This is a genomic window from Jiella endophytica (genome assembly GCF_004519335.1).
GTDB classification, from domain to species: domain Bacteria; phylum Pseudomonadota; class Alphaproteobacteria; order Rhizobiales; family Rhizobiaceae; genus Jiella; species Jiella endophytica.
The window spans coordinates 832,113-856,180 of record NZ_SOZD01000002.1 but is presented as its reverse complement, the minus strand read 5'-3'; the positions used below and the strand labels follow the sequence as shown (position 1 = coordinate 856,180).

At 66.0% G+C, this 24,068-nt stretch carries 22 protein-coding genes; 13 read left to right on the top strand and 9 right to left on the bottom strand.

Annotated elements, in window-relative coordinates; all coding sequences use genetic code 11:
* Positions 1 to 4 precede the first annotated feature (4 nt).
* The 5 genes from E3C22_RS09035 to E3C22_RS24455 all read left to right on the top strand — a co-directional run bounded on the left by E3C22_RS09035 (position 5) and on the right by E3C22_RS24455 (position 5,211).
* Positions 5 to 964: a PDR/VanB family oxidoreductase gene (locus E3C22_RS09035; RefSeq protein WP_134761652.1), complete on the top strand. Its 960-nt coding sequence runs from the start codon at positions 5 to 7 to the stop codon at positions 962 to 964.
* 18 nt (positions 965 to 982) lie between these two features.
* Positions 983 to 2,038: a heme-dependent oxidative N-demethylase family protein gene (locus E3C22_RS09030; protein ID WP_134761651.1), complete on the top strand. Its 1,056-nt coding sequence runs from the start codon at positions 983 to 985 to the stop codon at positions 2,036 to 2,038.
* Between the two features lie 130 nt (positions 2,039 to 2,168).
* Positions 2,169 to 3,293, top strand: a complete 1,125-nt coding sequence (locus E3C22_RS09025) for an aminomethyl transferase family protein (RefSeq protein WP_134761650.1) — start codon at positions 2,169 to 2,171, stop codon at positions 3,291 to 3,293.
* Between the two features lie 334 nt (positions 3,294 to 3,627).
* Positions 3,628 to 5,001 (top strand): ammonium transporter, encoded by a 1,374-nt coding sequence (locus E3C22_RS09020; RefSeq protein ID WP_134761649.1) that lies wholly within the window; start codon positions 3,628 to 3,630, stop codon positions 4,999 to 5,001.
* Positions 5,002 to 5,034: 33 nt separating this feature from the next.
* Positions 5,035 to 5,211, top strand: a complete 177-nt coding sequence (locus tag E3C22_RS24455; RefSeq protein WP_167591699.1) for a hypothetical protein — start codon at positions 5,035 to 5,037, stop codon at positions 5,209 to 5,211.
* A gap of 152 nt (positions 5,212 to 5,363) precedes the next feature.
* Here the strand turns inward: E3C22_RS24455 and E3C22_RS09015 are convergent, their stop codons facing one another.
* Genes E3C22_RS09015 through E3C22_RS09005 form a run of 3 tightly spaced genes read right to left on the bottom strand, consistent with a single transcriptional unit; the run spans position 5,364 to position 8,262 of the window.
* A complete protein-coding gene (locus tag E3C22_RS09015; protein ID WP_167591698.1) occupies positions 5,364 to 6,650 on the bottom strand; it encodes a TRAP transporter large permease in 1,287 nt (428 codons plus the stop codon).
* On the bottom strand, positions 6,647 to 7,231 hold the full coding sequence (locus E3C22_RS09010; protein WP_134761647.1) for a TRAP transporter small permease: 585 nt from the start codon (positions 7,229 to 7,231) through the stop codon (positions 6,647 to 6,649). Before E3C22_RS09010 ends, E3C22_RS09015 begins: the two co-directional genes overlap by 4 nt.
* Positions 7,231 to 8,262, bottom strand: coding sequence for a TRAP transporter substrate-binding protein (locus E3C22_RS09005; protein ID WP_134761646.1), 1,032 nt, complete (start codon positions 8,260 to 8,262; stop codon positions 7,231 to 7,233). The genes E3C22_RS09010 and E3C22_RS09005 overlap by 1 nt, the downstream gene beginning before the upstream one ends.
* A 405-nt stretch (positions 8,263 to 8,667) precedes the next feature.
* On the opposite strand from E3C22_RS09005, the gene E3C22_RS09000 reads away from it, so the two are divergent.
* A complete protein-coding gene (locus E3C22_RS09000; protein ID WP_134761645.1) occupies positions 8,668 to 9,330 on the top strand; it encodes a GntR family transcriptional regulator in 663 nt (220 codons plus the stop codon).
* Positions 9,331 to 9,357: 27 nt separating this feature from the next.
* Here E3C22_RS09000 and E3C22_RS08995 read toward each other — a convergent pair whose 3' ends face one another.
* Genes E3C22_RS08995 through E3C22_RS08975 form a run of 5 tightly spaced genes read right to left on the bottom strand, consistent with a single transcriptional unit; the run spans position 9,358 to position 14,297 of the window.
* Positions 9,358 to 10,776 carry a dipeptidase gene (locus tag E3C22_RS08995; RefSeq protein ID WP_134761644.1) on the bottom strand — a complete coding sequence of 473 codons (1,419 nt, stop codon included), beginning with the start codon at positions 10,774 to 10,776 and terminating at the stop codon, positions 9,358 to 9,360.
* A complete protein-coding gene (locus tag E3C22_RS08990; RefSeq protein WP_134761643.1) occupies positions 10,773 to 11,531 on the bottom strand; it encodes an SDR family NAD(P)-dependent oxidoreductase in 759 nt (252 codons plus the stop codon). The genes E3C22_RS08995 and E3C22_RS08990 overlap by 4 nt, the downstream gene beginning before the upstream one ends.
* Positions 11,528 to 12,592, bottom strand: a complete 1,065-nt coding sequence (locus E3C22_RS08985; RefSeq protein WP_134761642.1) for a ketopantoate reductase family protein — start codon at positions 12,590 to 12,592, stop codon at positions 11,528 to 11,530. The genes E3C22_RS08990 and E3C22_RS08985 overlap by 4 nt, the downstream gene beginning before the upstream one ends.
* The gene (locus E3C22_RS08980) at positions 12,589 to 13,290 is read right to left on the bottom strand and encodes a creatininase family protein (protein WP_134761641.1); all 702 of its coding nucleotides are present in this window, start codon (positions 13,288 to 13,290) and stop codon (positions 12,589 to 12,591) included. Before E3C22_RS08980 ends, E3C22_RS08985 begins: the two co-directional genes overlap by 4 nt.
* Complete coding sequence (locus E3C22_RS08975; protein ID WP_134761640.1) at positions 13,287 to 14,297, bottom strand: GntR family transcriptional regulator; 1,011 nt, start codon at positions 14,295 to 14,297, stop codon at positions 13,287 to 13,289. Before E3C22_RS08975 ends, E3C22_RS08980 begins: the two co-directional genes overlap by 4 nt.
* Positions 14,298 to 14,486: 189 nt before the next feature.
* Between E3C22_RS08975 and E3C22_RS08970 the strand changes: the two genes are divergently transcribed.
* The 6 genes from E3C22_RS08970 to E3C22_RS08945 all read left to right on the top strand — a co-directional run bounded on the left by E3C22_RS08970 (position 14,487) and on the right by E3C22_RS08945 (position 21,547).
* Positions 14,487 to 16,067: an ABC transporter substrate-binding protein gene (locus tag E3C22_RS08970; protein WP_134761639.1), complete on the top strand. Its 1,581-nt coding sequence runs from the start codon at positions 14,487 to 14,489 to the stop codon at positions 16,065 to 16,067.
* Between the two features lie 78 nt (positions 16,068 to 16,145).
* Positions 16,146 to 17,084: an ABC transporter permease gene (locus E3C22_RS08965; RefSeq protein ID WP_134761638.1), complete on the top strand. Its 939-nt coding sequence runs from the start codon at positions 16,146 to 16,148 to the stop codon at positions 17,082 to 17,084.
* A complete protein-coding gene (locus E3C22_RS08960; protein ID WP_245514858.1) occupies positions 17,081 to 17,935 on the top strand; it encodes an ABC transporter permease in 855 nt (284 codons plus the stop codon). The genes E3C22_RS08965 and E3C22_RS08960 overlap by 4 nt, the downstream gene beginning before the upstream one ends.
* Positions 17,932 to 18,942: an ABC transporter ATP-binding protein gene (locus E3C22_RS08955; protein ID WP_134761637.1), complete on the top strand. Its 1,011-nt coding sequence runs from the start codon at positions 17,932 to 17,934 to the stop codon at positions 18,940 to 18,942. The genes E3C22_RS08960 and E3C22_RS08955 overlap by 4 nt, the downstream gene beginning before the upstream one ends.
* Positions 18,939 to 19,982 carry an ABC transporter ATP-binding protein gene (locus E3C22_RS08950; protein ID WP_134761636.1) on the top strand — a complete coding sequence of 348 codons (1,044 nt, stop codon included), beginning with the start codon at positions 18,939 to 18,941 and terminating at the stop codon, positions 19,980 to 19,982. Before E3C22_RS08955 ends, E3C22_RS08950 begins: the two co-directional genes overlap by 4 nt.
* Positions 19,983 to 20,026: 44 nt before the next feature.
* Positions 20,027 to 21,547: a carboxypeptidase M32 gene (locus E3C22_RS08945; protein ID WP_134761635.1), complete on the top strand. Its 1,521-nt coding sequence runs from the start codon at positions 20,027 to 20,029 to the stop codon at positions 21,545 to 21,547.
* A gap of 148 nt (positions 21,548 to 21,695) precedes the next feature.
* Here E3C22_RS08945 and E3C22_RS08940 read toward each other — a convergent pair whose 3' ends face one another.
* A complete protein-coding gene (locus E3C22_RS08940) occupies positions 21,696 to 22,727 on the bottom strand; it encodes a sulfotransferase family 2 domain-containing protein (RefSeq protein ID WP_167591697.1) in 1,032 nt (343 codons plus the stop codon).
* Positions 22,728 to 22,841: 114 nt separating this feature from the next.
* Here E3C22_RS08940 and E3C22_RS08935 point away from each other — a divergent pair, with 114 nt between their 5' ends.
* A complete protein-coding gene (locus E3C22_RS08935; protein WP_134761633.1) occupies positions 22,842 to 23,954 on the top strand; it encodes a glycosyltransferase family 61 protein in 1,113 nt (370 codons plus the stop codon).
* The last annotated feature ends 114 nt before the right edge of the window (positions 23,955 to 24,068 follow it).

The window sequence follows — 24,068 nt, the reverse complement described above, 5'->3', positions numbered from 1 at the left end:
GCGGATGAGCGCCAGCCACTACACAGTCCGCGTCGTCGAGGCCGAGGCCGTCACCCCCGGGGTGCGGCGCCTGCGCCTCGGGCCAGCCGATGCCGGACTTCTGCCGCCGGTTTCCGCCGGCGCCCACACCGTGGTCAGCTTCGAGACCGGCGGCCGCCTCGTCAGAAACGCCTATTCGCTGACGGCCCCCAGCCTTTCCGGCGAAAGCTGGGAGATCGCCGTGCAGCGCTCGCCGACGTCGCGCGGCGGCTCGGCCTTCATCCACGATCGGCTGCGGGAAGGCGACGAACTCACCGTCTCGGCGCCGGTCAATCTCTTCCCGCTTTATCGTCTCGCCCACCATCACGTGCTCGTCGCCGGCGGCATCGGCATCACCCCGATCGCGGCGATGGCGGAGGAACTCGCCCGTCAGGGCGCCTCCTTCGAACTGCACTATGCGGTTCGCAGCGAGACCGAGGGTGCCTTCTGCCGCGACCTTCTCGCGCGTCATGGGCCGCGCATGCGGCTTTATTCCACCGAAAGGCAGGAGCGGTTGCGGGTGAAGGAGATCATCCCGCATCAGCCGCTCGGCACGCATCTTTACGTCTGCGGCCCGGAACGGATGATCGAAGCCGTTCTCGCCGATGCCCGGAGCGCCGGCTGGCCCGAGGCAAACCTCCATGCCGAGCGCTTCCAGGCGCCGGCCGGGGGCGACCCGTTCGAGGTGTTTCTCGCCCGCTCCAAGAAATCGACCACCGTCGGCGAGCACGAGAGCCTGCTCGAGGCGATCGAGCAGATCGGCGTCGAAGCGCCTTATCTCTGCCGGGGCGGCGCCTGCGGCGAATGCCTGTGCGAGGTTCTCGGGGCCGACGGCGAGATCGACCATCGCGACCACTTCCTCTCTTCGGAGGAGCGGCGGGCCGGCGAGAAGATCATGATCTGCATGTCGCGCCTCAAGGGCCGCGAACTCGTCCTCGATCTCTGACCAAAGGCGGACGAACCGATGTCACTCGCCCTCGACCCCGGCTTCTTCAGACAGGAAACGTTTCGCGACGACTTCACTTTCGCAAATTCGCAAGAGGCGATCCGACGCTTCCCGTTCCCCTTCGATCGCGACCAGTACATGTATGCGGTCAATATCGAGCAGCACATGCCGGGGCCGGAAAAGCACGCGACGCATTTCCCGATCGACATCGACGAGCACTACGTCGCCGAGATGGCTGATCGCGAAAGGGTGCTCGCCGAGGATCCGCTGCGATGCCAGTCGCTGCCCCACATGATCACCGCCGAATGGGATCTCCTCGAGCTGCTGATGACCTCGATGGCGCGGGATTATCCGGCGTGGTTCGCGCTCGGCCGCGAGGGTGACCGCTGGCACTGGATCAACCGGCCGATGGGCATCGAGGAGCATTTCACCTTCGGCGACGTCGCGACGCTGCCCTACGGGCCGATGGAATACATCACCCGCCAGTGCCAGGGCGACTTCTGCCTGCTCGACCAGCGCGGCGACAATCTCTGGCTCGATTCCGGCATCGTCACCAGCCAGGCCGACTGGTCGCTCGATTTCGACCTCGGCATGAATTTCATCGAATGGCACGCGCCGGTGCCGCGGGCCCACGACATGGGCGTGTTCGAGCGGGCGCTGAAGTTTCTCCTGAACCTGCAGCTCGGCCGGCCGATCCGCCGGCTGAACTGGACGATGACGATCAATCCGCGCCTCGACACCAGCCCCGAGAATTATCACCGCTGGGGCATCGACCGCACCACGGTGACGCCCGACAATGTCGGCGACAAGGTGCATCTGAGGGTCGAGCTGCAGGCGCTGTGGCGGCTGCCACGCTCGAACGCCATCGTGTTCTCGATCCGCTGCTACCTCATCAAGATGCGCGAGGTGGCGACGGTGCCGAAATGGGCGCGGCGGCTGCACCGCGTGCTGCGCGACCTGCCGGACGACCTCGCCGACTACAAAGGGCTGACGAACTATCGGGGCATGACCGTCGACTGGCTGTCGCGCCACGACGACGGCGCGCCCACTTCGCCGGGTTTCTACCCGGATTGACGATGCGCCGGACGGCGCCTGCCGCCGCCCGGCCGCGATGCTTTCCGCAGAGAAGAATGGCGACGACGCGCAGCACCGCGGCGACAGGCCGGGCTGTGTCCGCAGGGACCAACTCGAGGAGGCACTGGCGATGGTTGAGATCACCCGGCATTCGGAGCTTGAAGCGCGCCACCGCGCCCTCGGCTCGTCTCTCGACGGCGAATGGAACGGCATGGCGCTGCCGCAGACCTACGCCACCGATCCCGACGACGAGGTGGTGGCCGTGCGCACCAGGGCCGGTCTGTTCGACGTCTCGGCGCTGCGGATGATCGACGTGTCTGGGCCGGAGGCGGCCGCGGCGCTCGATGCCATGCTCACCTCGAATGTCGGCGCCATGGCGCCCGGCCAGTCGGCGATCTCCAACATCGTCGACGCCGATGGCTCGCTGATCGATGACGTCCTCGTCTATCGCGACGGGCTCGACAGCTTCCGCCTCTCCCACGGCGGCGGCGACCTCGAGAGCGTCATCGACGAATTCTTCTCCGGCCGCGACGCCAGCTGGGCAAAGAACGACGACGTCCACATCCTCTCGCTCCAGGGCCCGCTGTCCCTGGCGATCCTCGATCCGCACACGCCGATGGATCTCGCGACGCTCTCCTATTTCGAGCATCGGCCGACCGAGCTCTTCGGCACGCCGGTCTCGATCGGCCGCGGCGGCTATTCCGCCGAGCTCGGCTACGAGGTGTTCTGCAGCCGCAATGACGCCGTCGCTTTGTGGGACGCGATCCTCGAAGCGGGCGCGCCGGCGGGCGCCATCCCGGTCTCCTGGGCTTGCCTCGACATCGTCCGGGTCGAAGGGGCGCTGCTGTTCTTTCCTTTCGACATGCCGGAAGGCGACACGACTCCCTGGGAAGTCGGCGCCGACTGGACCGTCGATCTCGGCAAGCCGGACTTTCATGGCAAGGCGGCGCTCGAACGGCGAAAGGGCGAGGTCCGCTGCGCCCAGGTCGGCGTCGAGATCGACGCTTCCGTCGCGATCGAGCCGGGCGCCGGAATTTTCGACGGCGGCCGCAAGGTGGGCTCGGTCAATTCGACGACCTGGAGCCGTTATCTGATGAAGTCGCTGGCGCTCTGCCATGTCGAACCGTCGCTGTCCGGCCTCGGCACGGCGCTGGAGGTCCGTTCCGCCGCAGGAACCTTCGCGGCCCATGTCGTGCGCACACCCTTCTACGACCCGCTGCGCCTGCGCACCCACCCGCTGCACGAGCGGAGCTGACGGATGGTGCGCTTCAGCCTCTGCCGCCTGCCCGAGCGAATGCCGCGAAGGCAGTCAGTTGGATCAAAACTGTGCAGCCACCGCCCGACCCGGGCCGGCCGGCCGGTCGGCGCGCGGCGGCGGAGCGGCAGGGGAAGATTTCGCCGGGTGCCGCCGGAAGAGAACGAATGTTCCGCAAATCGCCTCCGGCACGGTGCGGTTGAGAAAAAACGACCCGTGAAGCGCCGGCAAGCCGATCTGGCACGCTTCTCGCATAAATAAAATTTGTTTCTTGTCAGTAGTCACGGTGTGCCGTGATCAAGCCGGTCTTCCGGTCTGAGCCTAGGAGAACGACATGGACCAGCAGCTCATCGAACTGGGGCAGAAGGTGGCGGCGCTCGAAGCCGGTACCAAGATGTCCGATACCGTCAACATGGAGATCTTCTACTGGTGGTGCACCGCCCTGATGATCACCATCCACGCCGGCTTCCTGGCTTATGAAATGGGCGCCTCGCGCGCCAAGAACGTCCTGGCGGCGGGCACCAAGAATCTCCTCGCCTTCGCCTTCGTGGTGCCGACCTTCTTCTTCTTCGGCTGGTGGATCTACAACGCCTTTCCCGGCGGCCTGACGATCGCCGAAGGCTCCGAGGTGGCGCTGCCCTGGTCGAGCGCCATGGGGCCGAACCTCGCCGACAACGCCACCGGCGTGTTCTGGGCGGCCTTCGCCCTCTTCGCGGCGACCACCGCCTCGATCATGTCCGGCGCGGTGATCGAGCGCATCCGGCTGACCGCCTTCCTGGTTCTCGCGATCATCCTCGGATCGGTGGTCTGGATCCTCGCCGCCGCCTGGGGATGGCACCCCTCCGGCTGGCTGACCACCGAGTTCGGCTTCCATGATGTCGGCGCGGCGGGCTGCGTCCACCTCGTCGCCGGCGCCTTCACCCTCGGCGTCCTGATCAATCTCGGGCCCCGCATCGGCAAGTTCGAGCCGGACGGCACGCCCAACGCCCTCAAGGCTCACAGCGTGCCGCTCACCGTCGTCGGGCTGATGCTGATCATCGTCGGCTTCTTCGGCTTCCTCGGCGGCTGCATCATCTACAATGCCGGCGCCCAGTGGACCAACATCTTCGGCCAGCCGGCGACGCTCTCCTCCTTCGCCTTCAACACCGTCATGGCCTTCGCTGGCGGGATCATCGGCGGCTGGGTGAAGACCCGCGATCCGTTCTGGATGATGTCCTGCGGCCTCGTCGGCATCATCTCGGCAGCCTCCGGCCTCGATGTCTGGTATCCGCCGCTGGCCTTCACCATCGCCGTCGTCGCCGGCTTCGTCGCCCCGATGATCGCGACGGCCGTCGAGCGCGCCGGCATCGACGATGCGGTCGGTGCCGTCGCGGTGCATGGCGCCGGCGGTGCGATGGGTCTCCTTGCGGTCGGCCTCTTCGCCGCCGGCTATCCGAACATGGGCGAAATGCCGCCGGTCTCGCTGATGGGCCAGCTGGTCGGTCTCGTCGTCATGGGGCTGCTCGGCTTCGTCCCCGGCTATGCGATTTCGGCGGTGATGAAGGCGACCGGCTATCTTCGGGTCCCCCGCGACGTCGAGATCATGGGTCTCGATCTCGTCGAGGTGCCGATCGAGGCCTATCCGGAGGGCATGGTCCGTCCGGCGGCGCCGATCATCTCGCCGGCCGGGCCGAGCGCGGGGACGGCTGCCGCCGTGCCGGCCGAGTAAGACCTTCGGATTTCACGAACAGGGAACACACCGATGAACACATCACCGATCAGCACGTGGGAAGGCGCGGAGGCCTATTTCACCTTCGCCCATTCCGGCTTCGGCACGGCGCTCTGCCTGCTCGTCTCGGTCGCGGTCGTCGCCGCCGCGATCTGGTACGGCACCCATCACGAGAGCCGCGACTTCCAGAAGTTCCACGGCAAAAGCTGAAGGCGGGCGACCGCCTAAAAGGCGAAAGGGACCGGCGGCAGTGATGACGCCGGTCCTTTTTCGTTCGGCGACTTCACCCGGCAGTTCGGCATCGGCCGGAAGACCGCGCGGCGGTCCTGCCGGCGCACGCGCGTCACGACTGCACCGGCGGCTCAGTTCACGAGATTGGGCAGGAACAGCGCCAGCTGCGGGAACAGCATCACGATGATGAGGCCGAGTATGCCCATCAGCGCATAGGGCAGCGACCCTGCCAGCACCTCCCGGATCGAATAGTCGTCTCTCAGCGACTGGACGACGAAGAGGTTCATGCCGACCGGCGGGGTCACGGCACCGATTTCCATGTTGATGACCAGGATCACGCCGAACCAGATCAGGTCGATATTCAGGGCCTGCAGAGCCGGCAACAGGATCGGCACGGTGACGAGGATCGCCGCCGACGCGTCCATGAACATGCCGAGGACCAGATAGAGCAGGTTGACGGCGATCAGGAACTCCCAGGGTGCGAGCTGCAGGCTGTCGAGCCATCCCGCCAGCGCCTGCGGCACCTGCAGCAGCGAAAGCGTGTTGCCGAAGATGCCGGCGCCGGCGATCAGCATCAGGATCATCGCGCTGGTCACCACGCTGTCGCGGAGCGCCGCCCAGAACAGCCCGGCGGTCAGCGTCCGGGTGAAGATCGCCGTCAGGGCCAGCGCATAGACGACGCCGACTGCGGCTGCCTCGGTGGGGGTGAAGAAGCCGAGATAGATGCCGCCGAGGACGATGATGATCATCGCCAGGCTGCCGAGGGCGCGCCACTCCAGCGGCGGCGTTTCGCTGGTCGTCTGCTCGGCGATGCCGAGGCGGTTCTCCCGCAGGCTCTGCACGACGGTGTAGAGCGCAAACAGCAGCGCCAGCAGGATTCCCGGTAGGATGCCGGCCATGAACAGCTTGCCGACCGAGGTGTTGGTGACGAGCGAATAGAGGATGAAGGAAATGCTCGGCGGGATCAGGATGCCGAGGCTGCCGGCGACGGCGACGGAGCCCGCCGTCATCCGGCGGCTGTAGCCGCGCTTCAGCATCTCCGGAATGCTGATCGAGCCGATGGTCGCGACCGTCGCGGTCGACGAGCCGGAGATCGCGGCGAAGATCGCGCAGGCGAAGATCGCGGCGACGCCGAGACCGCCGGGAAGGCGGCCGACGACACGCTGTGCGAGGTCGAACAGATCCTTGCCGGCGCCGCCCTTCAGCATGATCTGGCCCATCAGGACATAGAGCGGGATGGCGCCGATGACGAAGGAGTTGAGATCGCCATAGGCGATCTGGGCAAGGGCGTTCAGTCCCGGCTCGAAGTCGATGGTCAGGACATAGCCGACGAGGCCGCTGATCATCAGGGCGATCGCGATGGGGGTGCCAAGGATCAAGAGCGCGAAAAGCGCCAGCACCGTCGTCAGAAAGATCACGTGGAGGCTCCGGGCCGGTCTTCGTCGAAGAGGGTCTCGTCCGCGACGTCGTCGTCGCTGCGAAGGACCGCCTTGGTGAGTTCGGCCAGCGCCCAGAAGATCGCGCCGAGCGGGATCGCCGCCTTGGCGATAAAGACCGGCCACTCGGCGACATCGATGGTGCTCTCGCCGGTCGAATAGCTCGTCAGCGTGTCGCGCCATCCCGAGATCGTCAGGAGGACGAGAAAGCCGACGACGATGAGCACACGGCAGATGCGGAAGAACAGCCGCAGCCGGCCCTCGACCATTCGCTCGACGGCGATGCCCGAGGTCACGTGGCGATCGAAGCGGGCGGTGAGGATGGCGCCGGCAAAGGCGACCCAGACGAGGCTGAAGAGGTCGAGGTCGTAGGTCCAGGAATTGTCGATCCGCACCCAGCGCAGAACGATGCCGAGGATGATGCCGGCGGTCAGCGCCAGCATCGCGATCATCGCCAGGTGACCGACGGCGAAGGCGACGAGGTCGCCTGCGCCGGCAATCGCTGCGAGGCCCCGCCGGCTTCTCGGGCGGGTTGACGAAGCGTGAGCGGGGCCGCGCGTCATTACTGCGTCGCCTTGCCGCCCATCGCCGACTGCACGTCGGCGACCAGCGACTTGCCGGTGTCGCCGGCCTTCGCGTAGTAGCTCTTCAACGCCATGTCGAGCGTTGCGTCCTTCCACTTGGCAAGGTCGTCCTCGGTCGGCACGTAGACGTCGTCGCCGGCCTTCTTGGCGAGTTCGATGTCGTCCTTGAATTCCTTCTCGATGGCGTCGACATTCGGCTTCTCGGTCTTGGCGACGGCCTTCGAGATGATGTCGCGCTGCTCGTCGGTCAGGCCCTGCCACCAGCCGAGATTGACCTGCACCGGATAGACCAGCGGCACATAATGGATCGCCGTGATGTTGTGGCCGACCTCGTACCATTTGCGCGAGACGATGGACGACAGGCCGGACACCGCCCCGTCGAGGGTGCCGCGCTGCAGCGCCGTGTAGACCTCGCTGGAATCGACGGCGACGGGGCTCGCGCCCTTGGCCTTGAGGAACTCGGCCGACAGGCTTCCTTCCGAGCGCATCCGCAGCCCGTCGAGGTCATCGGGCGTCTTGATCGGATGCTTGGTGTTCACATAGCTCTCGGCGTAGCCGTAATAGCCCCAGCCGACGATCTGGACGCCGTGCTTGTTGAAGATCTTGTTGATGTCGTCGCCAAGCTTGCCGTGCAGCGCGTCGAGAAGCTGGCCCGCATCGTCGGCAAGGAACGGGATGGTGTCCCATTCAAGCGACGGCTCCATGCTCGACCACCAGTGCATCGCCATGATGCCCATATTCGCCGTGTTGTTGGCGAGGGCCTGCGCCATCGTCGATTCCTTGGCGAGCGACCCGGACGGATAGGTCGAGACGTCGATCGAGCCGTTGCTCATGTCCGCGATGTTCTTGGCGATCGCCTCGCCCTGGTCGGCCGTCGCGGTCTTCGGCGGCATGTACCAGGCAAAGCGGATCGACAGATCGCTGGCTCGGGCCGGCACAGCAGACGCGACGCCTGCGAAAAGGGTGGCGGCCGTCAGCCCGACGATCGTCCTTTGGAAACGGCTTGGCATGGTCTTCCTCCCGGAACGTGTTTGGCGGTTGATCGCTAAGCTGGACTTAGCGCAGTGATCACGAGCGTGTACCGTGGTATGCAATCGCTGTGAAGCCACTTATGCGCGCACCGCCGGCTGGCTTTGATGCCACCGGTCAGCCTTTTCTCTTCTGTACAGAGTGCGGGAGTGACTCGCCGTCGGCGTCGGCATGGCGGCAGAGGCCCTGACGGAATCGCCGCGAAGGGAGCGTCCCGTCGGACCATCCACGGATTTTTCGCGTGGGGATCATCGCCTATGCTGGTGCCGCCGCCAGGCAGCGGCTATCGGCCGGATGCGGTTCGGCCCGGCGGGCATCAGCCGGGGGACACTAACTCCTTGGCGCCGGCCGAGGGGCACTGGCGGGAGGCGAGGCGAAAGGAACCGATGGCCAACGAGATTTCCCGCGGCGAGGTGGCGTATCAGAAGCTGAAGGCCGCCATAAAGGACGGCTCGATCCGGCCGGGCACGCGCCTGCGCGAGGCCGAGATCGCCGAGCGTTTCAAGGTCAGCCGCACGCCGGCCCGCGACGCGATCCGGCGGCTCGAAGCCGAGCGGCTGATTTCATTCGTGCCGCGCCATGGGGCGGTGGTCTCCAAGCTCGACCACCAGGAGACGATGGAGCTCTACGATCTGCGCGAGGTGCTCGAGGGCACCGCGGCGGCCTTTGCCGCGCGGCATGCCTCGGAGGCGGAGATCGAGGAGCTGCGCGAACTCGTCGGCTCGGAGGAGGCGATCGCCGCAAGCCCGCAGAAGCTGGCGGATCTGAACCGGCTGTTCCATTCGGTGCTCTATCGCGCCGCCCACAACCGCTATCTGGAGCGGGCGCTGATCGCGCTGCGCGATTCCATGGCGCTTCTCGGCGGGACCAGCCTGACGGTGCCGGGACGCTACGAGAGCGCGCATGAGGAACATTGCGCCATCATCGCGGCGATCGCCGGACGCGATGCGGCCGCGGCGGATGCGGCCGCCCGCACCCATATCCGCAGCGCCCAGCGGGCCCGGCTGAAGATGATGCGCGAAGACATGCTCGCCGAAGCGGCCGACTGATGCGGCAAGCGGCGATCCGCCTCCTTGTCAGCATCCGCGCGCGCCGGCGCCCGTCTCCGCGAGGCGATCGAACAGCCGCGCCCAGGCGATGAGGCCATTTCGGAAGCTCGCCAGCCGGAAGAACTCGTTCGGCGCGTGATAGTCCTCGTCGGCGGTCGAAAACGAAAAGAATACCAGCGGCGCACCGAGATGCTGCTTGAACACCGCGCCGATCGGAATCGTCGCTCCCATCGCGACGCGCAGCGGCCTCGCGCCGAGAACCTCTTCCAGAATGTCCTCGGTGATCGCCAGCGCCGGCTCGTCCGGATCGAGGGCAAAGGCGGCGCTGCCCGGCCCGTGGCCGGCGATGGTCAGTTCGAAGCCGGTCGGCATCGCCGCCGTCAGATGCCGCTCGATCGCCTGACGCACGGCCCCCGGCTCCTGGCCGGCGACGAGCCGACAGGTGATCTTGGCGCTCGCCGAGGAGGGGATCACGGTCTTCATCCCGGCGCCGGAATAGCCGCCGGAAATGCCGTTGAACTCCAGCGTCGGTTCCAGCCACTGGCGGGTGAGAAGTTCCTCGGTCGACGGCAGCGGATCCGGCAGCGGCGCGCCGATCGAACGGTAGTAGCCGGCAGGATCGAAGTCCGAGGCGCGGATCGCGTCGAGGATCGCCGGGTCGGGCGGCGTGGTATTGTCGGCAAAGCCTTCGACCGCAACGCGGCCGGTTTCGTCATGCAGGCTGGCGAGCACTGTCACCAGCGCCCGCACCGGGTTCGGCGCGCTGCCGCCATGCCGGCCGGAATGAAGATCCTTGCCGGCGCCGCCCACCGTTACGTCGAAAGCGAGGAGACCGCGGCTCGCCACCGTCACCGAGGGGAGATCCGCCCGCCACATGGCGCCATCGGCGGAAACGACGAGGTCGGCGGCGAGGCGATCCTTCAGCCGCGCGACGGTCGGTGACAGTTGCGGGCTGCCGGATTCCTCCTCGCCCTCGACGAACATCTTGACGTTCAGCGGCAGGCCGCCGCGAGTTCTGGAAAAGGCTTCGGCAACGAGAATCGGCACCATCAGCGGGCCCTTGTCGTCCGAGGCGCCGCGGGCATAGAGGCGGTCGTCGCGGATGTCCGGCTCGAAGGGCGGGGTCTTCCACTTCTCGAGGGGATCCGGCGGCTGCACGTCGTAGTGGCCATAGACGAGGATCGTCGGCGCGCCGGGGGTCTCGCACCATTCGGCGACGATCGCGGGATGGCCGCCGGTCGGCACGATCTCGACGCTCGGGAAGCCGGCGCGCGTCAGTCGATCGGCGACGAAATCCGCTGCTGCAGTGATGCCCGCCCGATAGGCGGGGTCGGTCGAGACGCTTTCGATCCGGCAGAAGGCCTTCAGCTCTTCCACCATCGCCTCGGCGTGGCTCTCGAGCCAGGCTTTTACGTCGCCGATCTCGCCCCTCGCTGGCCGGCTCATTTGCCGCCATCCACCGAGAGCACCTGGCCGGTGATCCAGCCGGCCTGTTCGGAGGCGAAGAACATCACCGCATGGGCGATGTCGTCGGGGCTGCCGAGTCGCTTCAGGGCGATGTTGTCGACGAGCTTCTTCTGGCCGTCCTCGTCCATCGCCTCCCACTGTCTCTCGGTCGTCGGATTGGAGCGCACGAAGCCCGGCGCGACGTTGTTGACGGTGATGCCGAAGGGCCCGAGCTCGTGGGCGAGCTGGCGGGTGAGGCCGATCTGCCCTGCCTTGGCGCTGGCATAGGCCTGAATGCCGGTCAAAGAGATGCCGAGGCCTGCGCCGGAGGAGATGTTGACGACGCGGCCGAATTTCTGCCGCTTCATCCCCGGCGCGACGGCCTGGGTCAGGTAGAAGGCGCCGGAGAGATTGACGGCGAAGATGGCGTTCCAGTCGGCCTCGCCGATCTCCTCGATCGGTCGGCCGATCTGGCCGAGGACACCGCCGGCGCAGTTGACGAGGATGTCGACCGTGCCGTGCGCCGCCTCGATCCCGGCGACGGCGGCCTGGACGCCGTCACGGTCGGTGACGTCGAGCACCAGCGGTTCGCAGGCGTCACCCGCCAACGTCACGGTCTCGGTCAGTTCGGCTTCGAGAATGTCGCAGGCGATGACCCGCGCGCCCCTTGCCGCAAGGGCGATGGCGATCGCCCGACCGAAGCCGTGGGCGGCGCCGGTGACGAGAGCGGTGCGTTCGTCGAAGCGGATGTTCATGCGGCGCTCCCTGCCATGCCGGAAGGCCCGCCCGCCTCTGCCAGCGCTGCAAGATTGGCGCCGGCGAGCGGCCGTTCGCCTTCCTCAATCTCGTGGATCATCGCGATCAACCGCCGCGTCAGCGGCGTTGCAACGCCGTGGCGCACGCCGAACTCGACGATCGGGCCGAGCTGGGCGTCGACTTCGGTGCGCCGCTTGCGAACGGCGAGATCGCGCCAGATGCCGCTGTGCGACTTCAGCGACCGGCGATTGTGGGCCACCATGTCGTCGAAAGACCTTTCCGTCCGCGCCTCGGGCGCATCGGGGATGAAGGCGAGGGGGTCGAAGCCGTCGAAGGGCTCGGGATCGATGCCCGCCGCCGTCGCCACGGATCCGACCTCGCGGCCGAGCGCCGTCAGCACCGGACGATAGGCCGGCTCGGCGAGGACGTCGGCGATCGAATCGTCGGTCAGCGCCGTCGCGAAGAGCAGCGCGCCATAGACGAGCTTGCCCCACAGAAAGCCGAGGATGTTTTCGGTCAGGACGGCATGGTCGGCGAATCGATGCAGCAGCTGGTGCAGGGCCTCCACCCGCGGCGTTGCCGGGCCGTCCATCTCGCCGATCACCACCGCGCCCTTGCCGGAATAGTGGACGAGGCCCGGCTCCAGATAGTCCGCGCCGAAATTGACGAAGCAGCCGACGACCCTTTTCTCGCCGATGACGCGCCCGATGACATATTCGTTGAGGCCGTTCTGCGCCGAGACGACACAGGCGTCGGCGGCAAGATGCGGCGCCAGCTGCCTCGCCGCCGCCTCGGTGTGATGCGCCTTCACGCAGAGAAAGACCGTCTCGAAGGTGCCGTCGAGGTCCCGCGGCAGGAAGGCCGGCGCATGGAGGGTGTCCTCGAACAGCGGGCCGGCGATGGAAAGTCCCTTGTCGTTGATGGTCCGGACGTGATCCTCGGCGCTGTCGACGAAGACGACCTCGTGCCCGGACCGGATGAAGGCCGCGCCGAGCGTTCCGCCGATCGCCCCGGCACCCCAGATCAGGATCGGCCCGGTCGGCGTCGATCCGCTGTTCATGCCCACGGGCCTTCGATGAGGGCGCGGGTCTCCGTTACCGCGATGTCCCAGATCGCCAGCATGTCGGCGTCGGGCTTTTCGTAATAGCCGCCGAAATTGCCGTCGCCGAGGAGCTCGCGAACCTTCTCCGGATCCATCAGCCGCATTCGGGCGAGATCGACCATTGGCTTCAACTGGCTCGGCTGGACCACGTCCGGCAGCCGCGTCCAGGGAAAGTTCTCCATCCAGGATGCGTGGGAGGCGACGGTGTCGATCTCCTGCACCTTGGCGAAGGTCTGCGGCGCGTTCCACCAGTTGTGGAACTTCACCGAGCAGCCCGGATTGTCGGCCATCCACTCGATGGCGAGGCTACCCGCCGGCTGGTTGCCTCCGTGGCCGTTGACGATGAGAATGCGGCGGAAGCCTTGTCGTTTCAAGGAATCGAGGATGTCACGGACGATCCGCACATAGGTCTCGATTCGGATCGAGACCGAGCCGGGATAGGCCAGGAAATATGGCGTCAGGCCATAGGCGAGGACAGGAAAGACCGGCACGCCGAGGGGCTCGGCCGCCTCGGCGGCGACGCGCTCGGAGAGGATCGAATCGACCGACAGAGAGAGCCCTGCATGCTGCTCGGTGGAGCCGAGCGGCAGGATCGCCCGGTCGTCGGTCTTCAGATAGGCTTCGATCTGCTGCCAGTTGGCTTCCGAGACTTTCATGATGCTTCCGTTTCCTCAAAGGGCCGGTCCGGTGCCGCGGCGGGAGCGGCTTCGTCGCTCGCCCGGACCATGGGCAGGATGACGCGCTCGATGTCGGCCGGGTCGGGCGTGTGGCGGTATTCGATGGCCGACGTGCCCGGCCGGACCATGGAGAGCGCGCTCTCGGCGCCGGTGGCGTAGACGAGGACGCTGGATCGCTCGATCACCTCGCGAAGATGCGGCTCCTCGACGGTGGTCGCGGCGATTGCGGGAACGTGCGGGGCAAAGCGCTGCACGCCGGATTTCATGATCGGCAGGAAATCTGGAAAGCGCGAGACGATGCCGAGGGTTTCCAGGGGGTCGAGCGAGGCGAGCGCCCGCCGCGTCTCTTCGGAGGGGATGAAGCTGATCGACACCACCTTGGTGTTCGGCAGGAGCGCCGCCACCTCGCGGTGGCGATTGACGAAGGTGACCGCGAGGTCGGCCGAGGCGCCGCGGGCGCGGGTGGCCGGGTCCCGCTGCATCGCCTCGATGGTCAGCGGCTCGACCGTTGCGGCTGCGCCGAGGCGCGCCGCGATGAAGCGGGCATAGCTCGCCGTCGCCTCGGGAAACAGGCCGACCATCGCGACGGAAACCCGCTGTCCGACGCTGGTGCGGTAGAAGAGCCTCGCATTGACCAGCGCGGCGAGATCGCTCGCGCGCACGCCCATCGCGAGCCCCTCGTCGATCAGCGCGTCGATCTGCCGGCGCAGCTGGATTGCCTCCGGCCGTGCCGCCATGCGCGCCTGGCCGCTATTGGCGATGAAGGTGCCGGAGCCGGGGCGGGTCTCGATGAGACCGGCAGACTTGAGTTCACCATAGACCTGGCTGACCGTCATCGGCGCGACCCCCACCCTCTCGGCAAGCTCGCGCACCGAGGGAAGCGCCTCGCCCGCCTGCAGCTCGCCGCAGGCGATGCCGTATTCGATCAGGCCCTTAATCTGCAGCCTGATCGGCACCGGCAGGTCGCGATCGACGTGGAAATGCATCGGACTGAAAGCTCCAACTGTTCTATTCGGCTAGCACGATCCCACACTGGCGGGCAAGCGGCCGAACGGTGGGAAATGACGCAGACATGCTGAAAACAAGGGCAGGCACAACCGATTGACTCATTTCCGGTCCCATGCCTATCGTTACACATCACTAGGACGGTTTTCTAAACTGGATCGGGGGTCTCAATGAGGAATTTAGTCACCGCGGCGCTCACCGCCGCCCTGCTCGCCGGCTCCGCTTCGGCAGCGCTGTCCGTCGAGCGTGGCGGCGTCCTGCATTACGGCCGCTACGCCGACAGCCTGTTCCTCGATCCGGTTCTCAACGACGCCAATGTCGACATCTGGATCCTGTCGAACCTCTATGACACGCTGATCCTGCCGACCGACGACGGCAAGGGGCTGGAGCCGGGCCTTGCGACGGAATGGACCGTCGCCGACGACGGTCTTTCCGTCGATCTCACCCTTCGCAAGGGGGCGATGTTCTCCGACGGCTCGCCGATCACCGTCGACGACGTGATCTGGTCGCTGAAGCGCGCGGCGAACCCCGACAACGGCATCTGGAACTTCTTGCTCGGCTCGGTCGAGGATGTGGTCGCCAAGGGCGACGATGGCATCACGATTAAGCTGAAGCACACCGATCCGGCGATCCTGCCTGCGCTCACCGTGTTCAACACGGCGATCATGCCGAAGAAGCAGTTCGAGGCAGCCGAAGGCGACACAGACGCCGAAAAGGCCAAGGCTTTCGCCGAGCATCCGGTGGGCTCCGGCCCGTTTGTGCTGAAGTCCTGGCAGCGCGGCTCGACCATGACGCTGGTCAAGAACGAGCACTATTGGGACAAGGGCGAGGACGGCAAGCCGCTGCCCTATCTCGACGGCATCGAGTTCGACCTTCTGCCCGACGATGCGACCCGTATCCTGAAGCTCCAGTCCGGCGAAATCGACGGCGCCGAACTGATCCCCTATGCCCGCGTCGAGGAGCTGAAGAACGCCGAGGGGATCGATATGGAACTGTTCCCCTCGACCCGCGTCGCCAACGTCATCATGAATGTCCGGCCGCAGGTCGACGGCAAGGACAATCCCCTGTCGAACGAGAAGGTTCGCCAGGGGATGAACTACGCCGCCAACAAGCAGGCGATCATCCAGATCGTCACCCATGGCGTCGGCACGCCGATGTCCTCCTACATGTCCTCGGCAACGCCGCTGCATACCGGCGAGGGCGCGGTCTATCCCTATGATCTGGAAAAGGCCAAGGCGCTGATGAAGGAAGCCGGCTACGAGGACGGCTTTTCGACCTCAATCCTGATCCTGGCCGGCAGCCAGGACGAGATCGGCAGCGCGACGGCGCTGCAGCAGATGTGGGCGCAGATCGGCATCAAGCTGGAACTTCAGCAGGTCGACAACGCCACCAGAACGCAGAAGTACCGCGACGGCGAGTTCACCATGCGCGCCGGCGCCTGGACCGACGACATCGCCGATCCGAACGAGATCACCTCCTACTACGTCTATTCGCCGAATATCGACGCGGTGCATTCCGGCTGGAAGAGTGAGAAGGCCGACGCGCTCTTCGAAGCTTCGCAGAAGGAGGTCGATCAGAAGAAGCGGGCCGAGCAATATGCGGAGATCCAGAAGATCTACAATGCGACCGGCCCGATCATCCCGCTCTACGAGACGCCCTATCCGGTGGCGCTCCGCGACAAGGTGCACGGCTTCCTGCAGATCCCGCTCGGCAACAACGTCTTCCGTGCGGCCTGGATGGACAAGCAGTAACCGGCATGACGGCCGGCCGGCCCGTTCGGTCCCGGCCGCCCGCCGCCCCGTCCTGACAGCACGGATCGGATCGGCTTCTTGGCCCTTCTCAGCTTCATCGCCCGCCGCCTCCTGCAGCTGATCCCCACCCTGGCCTTCATCCTGGTGGTGATCTTCGTTCTGGTGCGGCTCTTGCCGGGCGACCCGGCGAGCGCCATTCTCGGCGACCGCGCGAGGGACGCGGATGTCGTTCGCATCAATGCCGAACTCGGGCTCGACCAGCCGCTGCCCGTCCAGTTCCTCGTGTTCGTGAAGAACATCGCGACCGGCGACTTCGGCAATTCGATCCACCTGAAGGTCTCGGTGGCGAGCCTGATCGCCGATCGCCTGCCGGTCACCCTGATGCTGACGATCATGGCGGCGCTGATCGCGCTCGTCCTGTCGGTGCCGCTCGCCTTCGTTGCCGCGACGCGGCGTGGCCGTCTCGCCGACAACGCCATTCGCGGCTCGTTCCAGGTCGGCCTGTCGATGCCGGTCTTCTATGTCGGGCTCATCCTCCTCACCGTCTTCGGCGCGCAGCTCCACTGGTTCCCGGTCGGCGGTTTCGGCAACGGCTTTTTCGATCAACTCTACCATCTGTTCCTGCCGGCCTTGACCCTCGCCCTCAGCCTGGCAGCGATCCTGATGCGCAATCTGAGGGCGGCGATCATCGGCGTCGTCGATGCCGAATATGTCGATTTCGCCCGGGCCAAGGGCCTGCGCTCGCGCGTCATCATGACCCGCCATGTCCTGCGCAATGCGCTGATCTCGACCATCAACCTGTTCGGCCTGCAGGTCGGCACGCTGCTCGGCGGCGCGGTGATCACCGAAACGGTGTTCGCCATCCCGGGCGCCGGCCGGCTGATGATCGAATCGATCTACGGTCGCGACTACCCGGTGGTGCAAGGGCTTACGCTCGCCCTTGCGGTGGTCGTGTCGCTGACCTTTCTTTTAACCGACATCCTCCAGGCCTGGCTCGATCCGCGAGTGGCGCAGTGACCGCGATCTCTCCCGCAGCCCAGCCGCGCCGGCGCCGTATCCGCGTCGCACGTCTGCCGCTGACCTTCGTCCTCGGCGGGCTGATCCTCGGTATCAGCCTGATCCTGGCGGTCTTTCCCTCGATCTTCGCGCCCTATGATCCGATCGCGATGGACTACAACGCCATCCTCGCGCCGCCGAGCCTCTCGCATTTCTTCGGCACCGACAGCTTCGGCCGCGACGTCTTCGCACGGGTGATCCACGCCTATACGGTCGACATGCAGATCGCGATCTTCGCGACCACCGGCCCGCTGATCGTCGGCGTCATCGTCGGCGCGCTGGTCGGCTATGCCGGCGGGCTGACGGAGACGCTGTTCGGCCGGGTCGTCGACGCGGTCATCAGCTTTCCGTTCCTGGTTCTCGTCATCGCCATCGTCGCCGTGCTGGGGCCGGGCCTCACCAACATGTACATCGCCGTCGGCGTCATCGACTGGGTGTTCTACGGCCGCCTCGTCGCCGGCGAGGTGAAGGTGCAGAAGCGGCTGGACTATGCCGATGCCGGCCGGGCGATGGGCTACACGCCGGCGCGCATCATCTTCCGCCACCTGCTCCCGAATGCCATCACCCCGGCGATCGTCTACTGGATGACCGACATGGCGCTGGCGATCCTGCTCGGCTCATCGCTTGGCTATCTTGGCCTCGGGGCCCAGCCGCCGGCCGCCGAATGGGGCGTCCAGATCGCCGACGGCAAGAACTTCATGTCCACGGCCTGGTGGATCTCGGTCTTCCCGGGGGTCGCCATCGTCGTCACCGGCCTCGGCTTTTCGCTGTTCGGCGACGGCCTTGCCGAACTCCTGAGGACGAAGAGATGAGCGCGGTCACCGACACGGCCTTCGAGCCGGCGCTGAGCGTCAAGGATCTGACGACGGTGTTCGAGACGCCGGGCGGCCCGGTGACGGCAGTCGACGCCGTGTCCTTCGACGTAATGCCCGGCGAGGTGCTCGGCCTCGTCGGCGAGTCGGGCTCCGGCAAGAGCGTGACGCTGCGCTCGCTGATGCGCCTCGTCCATGCACCGGGCAAGGTCGCGGGAACTGTCCTGTGGCAGGGCCGCGACCTTTTGTCGATGCGCGAGCGGGAACTGCGCCGGGTGCGTGGCGGGAAGATCGCGATAATCTTTCAGGAGCCGACGACGGCGCTCAATCCGGTGCTGACGGTGCGGGTCCAGATCGAGGAGAACCTTCGCGCTCACACCAGTCTCGACGGTCGCCAGCGCCGGGCGCGGGCGATCGAGCTTCTCGACCTCGTCGGCATTCCCGCCGCGGAGCGCCGGCTGGGCGACTTCCCGCACCAGTTCTCCGGCGGCATGAAGCAGCGGGTGATGATCGCCATCGCGCTCGCCAGCAATCCGAGGCTGCTGCTTGCCGACGAGCCCACCACCGCCCTCGACGTCACCATTCAGGATCAGATCCTGAAGCTGATCCTCGATCTTCGCGACGAGTTTTCGATGAGCGTCGTCTTCGTCACCCACGATCTCGGCGTCGTTGCGCAGACCTGCGATCGCATGGCGGTGATGTATGCTGGCAGGATCGTCGAGTCCGGCTCGGTGACGGAAGTCTTTTCCGAGCCGCATCACCCCTATACGCGCGGCCTGCTCGGCTCGGTGCCGCGCGGCGGGGCAGAGCGCACGCTGTTGACATCGATCGAGGGAACGCCGCCGAGCCTTGCCGCCATCCCCGCCGGCTGCGCCTTCCATCCGCGCTGCGACTTCGCGGTCGAGCGCTGCATCGAGCGCCGCCCTGCACTGGAGGCGATCGCGCCGGGCCGCATGGTCGCCTGCTTCCGCCAGGCGGATGTCGCGGCGGAAGCGGCTGCTACATGACGCTGGGGGAAAAACCGGGCGATGTGCCGCTCCTGTCGGTGGAGGAAGTGGTCAAGCGCTTCCCGATGCCACAGTCGATCCTTGGCCGTATCGCCGGCCGTCCACGGCTTGCCGTCAACGCGCTCAACGGCGTCAATCTGTCGGTTCACCGCGGCGAGACGGTCGGCATTGTTGGGGAGAGCGGCTGCGGCAAGTCGACCCTCGCGCGCTGCCTCGTCCGGCTGCTCGACCCTGACGACGGCCGCGTTCGCTTCGAGGGGCGGGACATCGGCGAACTCGCCGGGGCCGAGCGCCGGGCCTTCAACCGCCGGGTCCAGATGATCTTCCAGGATCCCTATTCGTCGCTCAATCCCCGCATGACCGTGCGCCAGATCCTCGGCGAGGCCCTGTCGGTCCACAAGATGCGGCCGAGGCGGCATATTTCCGCCCGCATCGCCGAGCTGCTGGATCTCGTACGGCTGCCGCAGGACGCCGCCGGGCGCTATCCGCACGAATTTTCCGGTGGCCAGCGTCAGCGCATCGGCATTGCCCGGGCGCTGTGCGTCGAGCCGGACGTGCTGGTCGCCGACGAGCTGGTCTCGGCGCTCGATGTCTCCGTCCAGGCGCAGGTGGTGAACCTCCTCCTGCAGCTGCAGGAAGAGCTGTCGCTGACCGTCGTTTTCGTCGCCCATGATCTTCGGCTGGTGCGCCACATCTCCCACCGTGTCGCGGTGATGTATCTCGGCAAGGTCATCGAGATCGGCCCGACCGAGGCGCTGTTCTCCGCCCCACGCCATCCCTATACGAAGGCCCTTCTGGATGCGGCGCCGGAGCTCGATCCCGGGCGCCGCAGCCGACAGGCGGCGGCAAGGGGCGAGCTGCCGAGCCCACTCGATCTGCCGCAGGGCTGCCTGTTCAACAGCCGCTGCCCTTTTTCCTTCGAGCGCTGCTTCGCCGAGCGGCCGCTGCTCGGCGAACGCGGAAGGGGCCACCGGGCGGCGTGTCATCTGAGTGAGTTTGGCACTCCGACCTTTGTCGCCAGTGTCAAGGCGCCCGCCTGAGCCATATCAGTCCAACGTCACAATCGTTGCCGGAGCCGATCGCCGTGAGCTATGCCGCATTCACCAAGAAAGTCGCGCGGATCAACGACCTCCTCTGCACGGCCAATCTCCTCGTCTGGGATGCACGGGTGATGATGCCGCCGGGGGGCGTCGAGGCACGGGGGCACCAACTCGCCACCGTCACCGACTACGCACGGTTACTTGCGGTCAGCTCGGGAATGCAGAGGACGATCGACTCCGCCCTCGAGGATCTGCGGGGCGCCGCCGAGGACGATCCACGCCTGAGGGCTGTGCGGGCGGCAAGCGACGGAATTGCTGTCCTGTCGCGCATTCCCGGATCCCTTCTCGCTGAGGCGGCCGAGCTGAAGACCCGCGGCCAGGCGGTCTGGGCGAAGGCGAGGGCGGCGAACGACTTCGACGCATTCGCGCCGCTGCTGACGCGCACCGTCGAGATCCAGCGACAGATCGCCGAGGCGATCGGCCATGACGGCCATCCCTATGACGCGCTGGTCGCCGGCTACGAGCCGGGCATGAGCTGGGCGCGGCTGCAGGGGCTCTATGGGGAGATCAAGGCCGGCCTGCTACCGCTGATCGATCAGGCGCTCGGCAAGCCGCGACCGCGCACCGATTTTCTCGACCGCTCCTATCCCGTCGACGGCCAGAAGCGCTTTGCGAGCGCAATCGCCGCGCGCATGGGCTACGACTTTTCCCGCGGTCGGCTGGACGACACGGTGCATCCCTTCGAGATTTCCTTCACCCGCGGCGACGTCAGGATCACCGGCCGCTTCCGGGAGAACTGGCTGCCCGGCGGCCTCTTCGCCGTCTGGCACGAGGCCGGCCACGGCATGTACGAGCAGGGGATTGATCCCGCCTTCACCCGCTCGGCCTTCACCACCGATTTCATCAATCTCTACGCCGTTGGCGGCGCGAGCTTCGGCATGCACGAATCCCAGTCGCGGCTGTGGGAGAACCGGGTCGGTCGGTCGCGGCGTTTCTGGGAGTTGCATTTCGGCGCTCTGCGGGACGTCTTTCCTGAGCAGCTCGGCGACGTCTCGCCCGAAGAGTTCTGGCGGTCGGTGAATGTCGCGCGGCCGAGCCTCATCCGGGTCGAGGCGGACGAGCTGACCTACGATCTCCACATCATCCTGCGCTCGGAGATCGAGGCGGCGCTGATCTGCGGTGAGGTGGCGGTGAAGGACGTTCGCGCGCTCTGGGCGGAGAAGGTCGAGGCCTATCTCGGCCTGAAGGTCGAAAGTGACATGCTCGGCGTGCTGCAGGACGTCCACTGGTCGTCGGGGATGATCGGATCCTTCCCGACCTACACGCTTGGCAACGTCATGGCCGCCCAGCTCTTCGAGACGGCGGCGACGAAGCCCGGCATCGCCGAAGGGCTCGACACTGGCGACTACGCGCCCTTGCGAAGCTGGCTTGGCGACAACGTCCATCGCTTCGGCCGCTCAAGGACGCCAGAGGCGATCCTGATAGCCGCGACCGGGCGCGGCCTCGACGTTGCACCCTATCTCCGGCATCTCGCCGAAAAGGCCGCGGCGATGGGCGACAGCTGACCGCTGGCCTGTGGTCGTGGTGGACTTGCCCCCGTTTGCGGCGAAGCGGGACTTCGCGTTCGATGTCAGCCTGCGCCGAGGGCAGTGCAGGCAGGCCTGACGACATCGATCTTCGATCGGCTCCCTGCCACGCATCGCCCGGCAAGCGCTATTGTCGCCTTTTCCGGGCAGGCGCCCTGTCGGCAGCGGCGGTCGCCAGCGCCTTCTCCCAGAGCGGCTCGTCGGCCCCGTAGAGCATCCGCAGCCGAGCCATCAGCGAGGGCGTCACCAGCTGGTTGTAGCTGGTGATCGAGCTGGACGTCAGCTTCTCCGGCAGCGTTTCTGCAAACTCTCCCGTCAGCTTCTCGGCGGGCCGGAATTCGGCTCCGACCGAAGCGTTCGCGCGCTTGACGGGTCGGCGAGGCGTCAGCAGATCCAGCCGCGACGTCGGAATGAGCCGGGCATCGGGATAGGCAAATGTGAACGGGAACTGCGGGCGCCAGTGATCGTCCCAGGCGTAGGCTGGCGTGTGCTCGACATAGGAGATGAATTCGGCAAATGACAGCGATCGCTCCGGCGGGGCATCGATGTCGAGGAGAGCGAGGGCCGCTCCGATGTGAGTCTTCACGAACCCTTCGAATTCACCGCCCCGCATGACCGGGCCGGCGAATTTGTCGAGATAGCAACTCACGATGCGTTCATACGGGTTTCTGACGACGATCGTGGTGTTCTCCGGCCGGGCCTTTGCCCAGGTCAAACGATCGAGGCCGAACTCCGCCTGAAGCGTCTCGTGAAAGAGATGCTTGCGGATCTTGGCTCGCCTCTCTTCCGGTTCGAATTGCAGGAGCTGGCGTTTGACCGCCGTGTTGGCGTTCTTCGGGATCCAGATCAGGGTCGTTTCGCTGGTCGGAAAGTGCACAGCGAAGCGGACCGGGTCGACCGCATTGCCGAAATGACCGAAACACCCGGCGTTTTTCGCTGCCAGAAGATAGTTCAGGAGGCCGCCGCTGAAATTCTCTCGCAGCAACTTGCCGACTGGATAGCCCCGAACGAGCGATTCCAGGCTGACATAATAGTCGATCCGCGAGAAAAAATAGCCGATATCCTCGTTCAGACTTTTGAAGTTACGCGGTGCATAGCGAAAACTGCGCAGCTTGGCGAAGAGAGTCTCGTCGAAATGTCGTAAATTGTAGTTGAACAACGCTACCTCGCTGCACCATGCTGTGTCGTCGATATCTGGCTTGCCTTAGCGCTGGCGGCCGATCCGGCGGTTCCCTATAACACCGCCTTCGCCAATCGGTAACGAGTGCGCGTCATGAAATACGTGTTCGGAGACGTCTCGAATATTCAGCGGGAGGTCATCCTCAAGAACCGGTTGGGCGGCGAGCCGACCGTTTCGATCCACGACAATTGCATCGTGCCGCCGCCGTCCATCCTGTCGCGCGGGCCTCTGTCTTTCAGGGGCGGCGTCTACGATGAAAGCGGCCGGATGATTCCGGGAACCGGACTGCAGCGCAATATCGGGGGCAAGGCCACCGAGCTTGCGATCGCCTATGACGACGTCTCGAAGTTTCCCGTCGAGCACTTTGCGGAAGCCGTTTACGGCGGATGCTATTTCGAGCACTTCGGGCATTTCATGGTGGAGACGACGGCCCGGCTCTGGTGGGTGGTCGAATCGGGCTACAAGGGGCCGGTGATTTTTCAGGTCATGTCGACCGGCATTGCGAGCTTCGCGCGGACGTTCTTTTCCATGCTGGGCATCGACGCCGTCTTCGTGCCGCGCAACATGGCCGTCCGGGTCGGCAGGCTGACCATTCCCGACGCCTCGCTCGTCGTGCAGGTCTGGGCCAGCAAGGCCTTTACGCGGCCGTTCCGCGAAGTGGCGAAAAAGCTTCCGTCAACGGGCCGCGGCGAACGTCTCTACGTCGTCCGGGGTCGCGGGGTAGGCAGCGCGTTCGGCGAAGCAACGGTTCAAAAGGCGCTCGAGCGCGAGGGGTTTCAAACGCTCGACCCGACGGAGGCGTCACTGCAGGAACAGATTGCGGCATTCGCCAATGCCCGCCAGATCGTCGGGGTCATCGGCTCGGCCATGCACAGCCTCGCCTATTGCCAGCGAGCCGAACAGGTCGGCTATCTGGCAAGAAACGCCACCATCAGCACGACCTTTCCGGCGATCGACGACGCCATCGGTTCATATGACAGCCACTATCTGGTCAATGTCCTGAACCCGCTACCTCCTCACCCGAACCTGCAGGGGCCATTCCTGATCGACGCAGAGGCCTGTTGCGACCAATTGGCAGAGACGGGTTATCTGCGCAGGAGATCGCAAGTCGATCTGCGCGACGTGATCGCTGAGCGCGACCTCTACATGCGGGAATGGTGGCGGATCGAAAGCGCCAGGCGGGCCGCTGACGCTGGAAGGGCCTGACCATTTCTGTTGCGACGGCGCCGGCCCGAACATCGAAACCGCTTGCCAGGCCAAGGTGACGCGGAGCGCCGGAGCCCTCTCAGCAGACTACGCAGAACCCGCTCTTCTGTTCTG

Coding starts and splice junctions, on each gene's coding strand:
- E3C22_RS08995 (WP_134761644.1), bottom strand. CDS start 10,776: ATGAGCCGGCCAGCGAGGGGCGAGATCGGCGACGTAAAAGCCTGGCTC.
- E3C22_RS08975 (WP_134761640.1), bottom strand. CDS start 14,297: ATGCATTTCCACGTCGATCGCGACCTGCCGGTGCCGATCAGGCTGCAG.
- E3C22_RS08955 (WP_134761637.1), top strand. CDS start 17,932: ATGAGCGCGGTCACCGACACGGCCTTCGAGCCGGCGCTGAGCGTCAAG.
- E3C22_RS09030 (WP_134761651.1), top strand. CDS start 983: ATGTCACTCGCCCTCGACCCCGGCTTCTTCAGACAGGAAACGTTTCGC.
- E3C22_RS08950 (WP_134761636.1), top strand. CDS start 18,939: ATGACGCTGGGGGAAAAACCGGGCGATGTGCCGCTCCTGTCGGTGGAG.
- E3C22_RS08980 (WP_134761641.1), bottom strand. CDS start 13,290: ATGAAAGTCTCGGAAGCCAACTGGCAGCAGATCGAAGCCTATCTGAAG.
- E3C22_RS08935 (WP_134761633.1), top strand. CDS start 22,842: ATGAAATACGTGTTCGGAGACGTCTCGAATATTCAGCGGGAGGTCATC.
- E3C22_RS09010 (WP_134761647.1), bottom strand. CDS start 7,231: ATGACGCGCGGCCCCGCTCACGCTTCGTCAACCCGCCCGAGAAGCCGG.
- E3C22_RS08985 (WP_134761642.1), bottom strand. CDS start 12,592: ATGAACAGCGGATCGACGCCGACCGGGCCGATCCTGATCTGGGGTGCC.
- E3C22_RS24455 (WP_167591699.1), top strand. CDS start 5,035: ATGAACACATCACCGATCAGCACGTGGGAAGGCGCGGAGGCCTATTTC.
- E3C22_RS09005 (WP_134761646.1), bottom strand. CDS start 8,262: ATGCCAAGCCGTTTCCAAAGGACGATCGTCGGGCTGACGGCCGCCACC.
- E3C22_RS09000 (WP_134761645.1), top strand. CDS start 8,668: ATGGCCAACGAGATTTCCCGCGGCGAGGTGGCGTATCAGAAGCTGAAG.
- E3C22_RS08990 (WP_134761643.1), bottom strand. CDS start 11,531: ATGAACATCCGCTTCGACGAACGCACCGCTCTCGTCACCGGCGCCGCC.
- E3C22_RS08970 (WP_134761639.1), top strand. CDS start 14,487: ATGAGGAATTTAGTCACCGCGGCGCTCACCGCCGCCCTGCTCGCCGGC.
- E3C22_RS09020 (WP_134761649.1), top strand. CDS start 3,628: ATGGACCAGCAGCTCATCGAACTGGGGCAGAAGGTGGCGGCGCTCGAA.
- E3C22_RS09035 (WP_134761652.1), top strand. CDS start 5: ATGAGCGCCAGCCACTACACAGTCCGCGTCGTCGAGGCCGAGGCCGTC.
- E3C22_RS09025 (WP_134761650.1), top strand. CDS start 2,169: ATGGTTGAGATCACCCGGCATTCGGAGCTTGAAGCGCGCCACCGCGCC.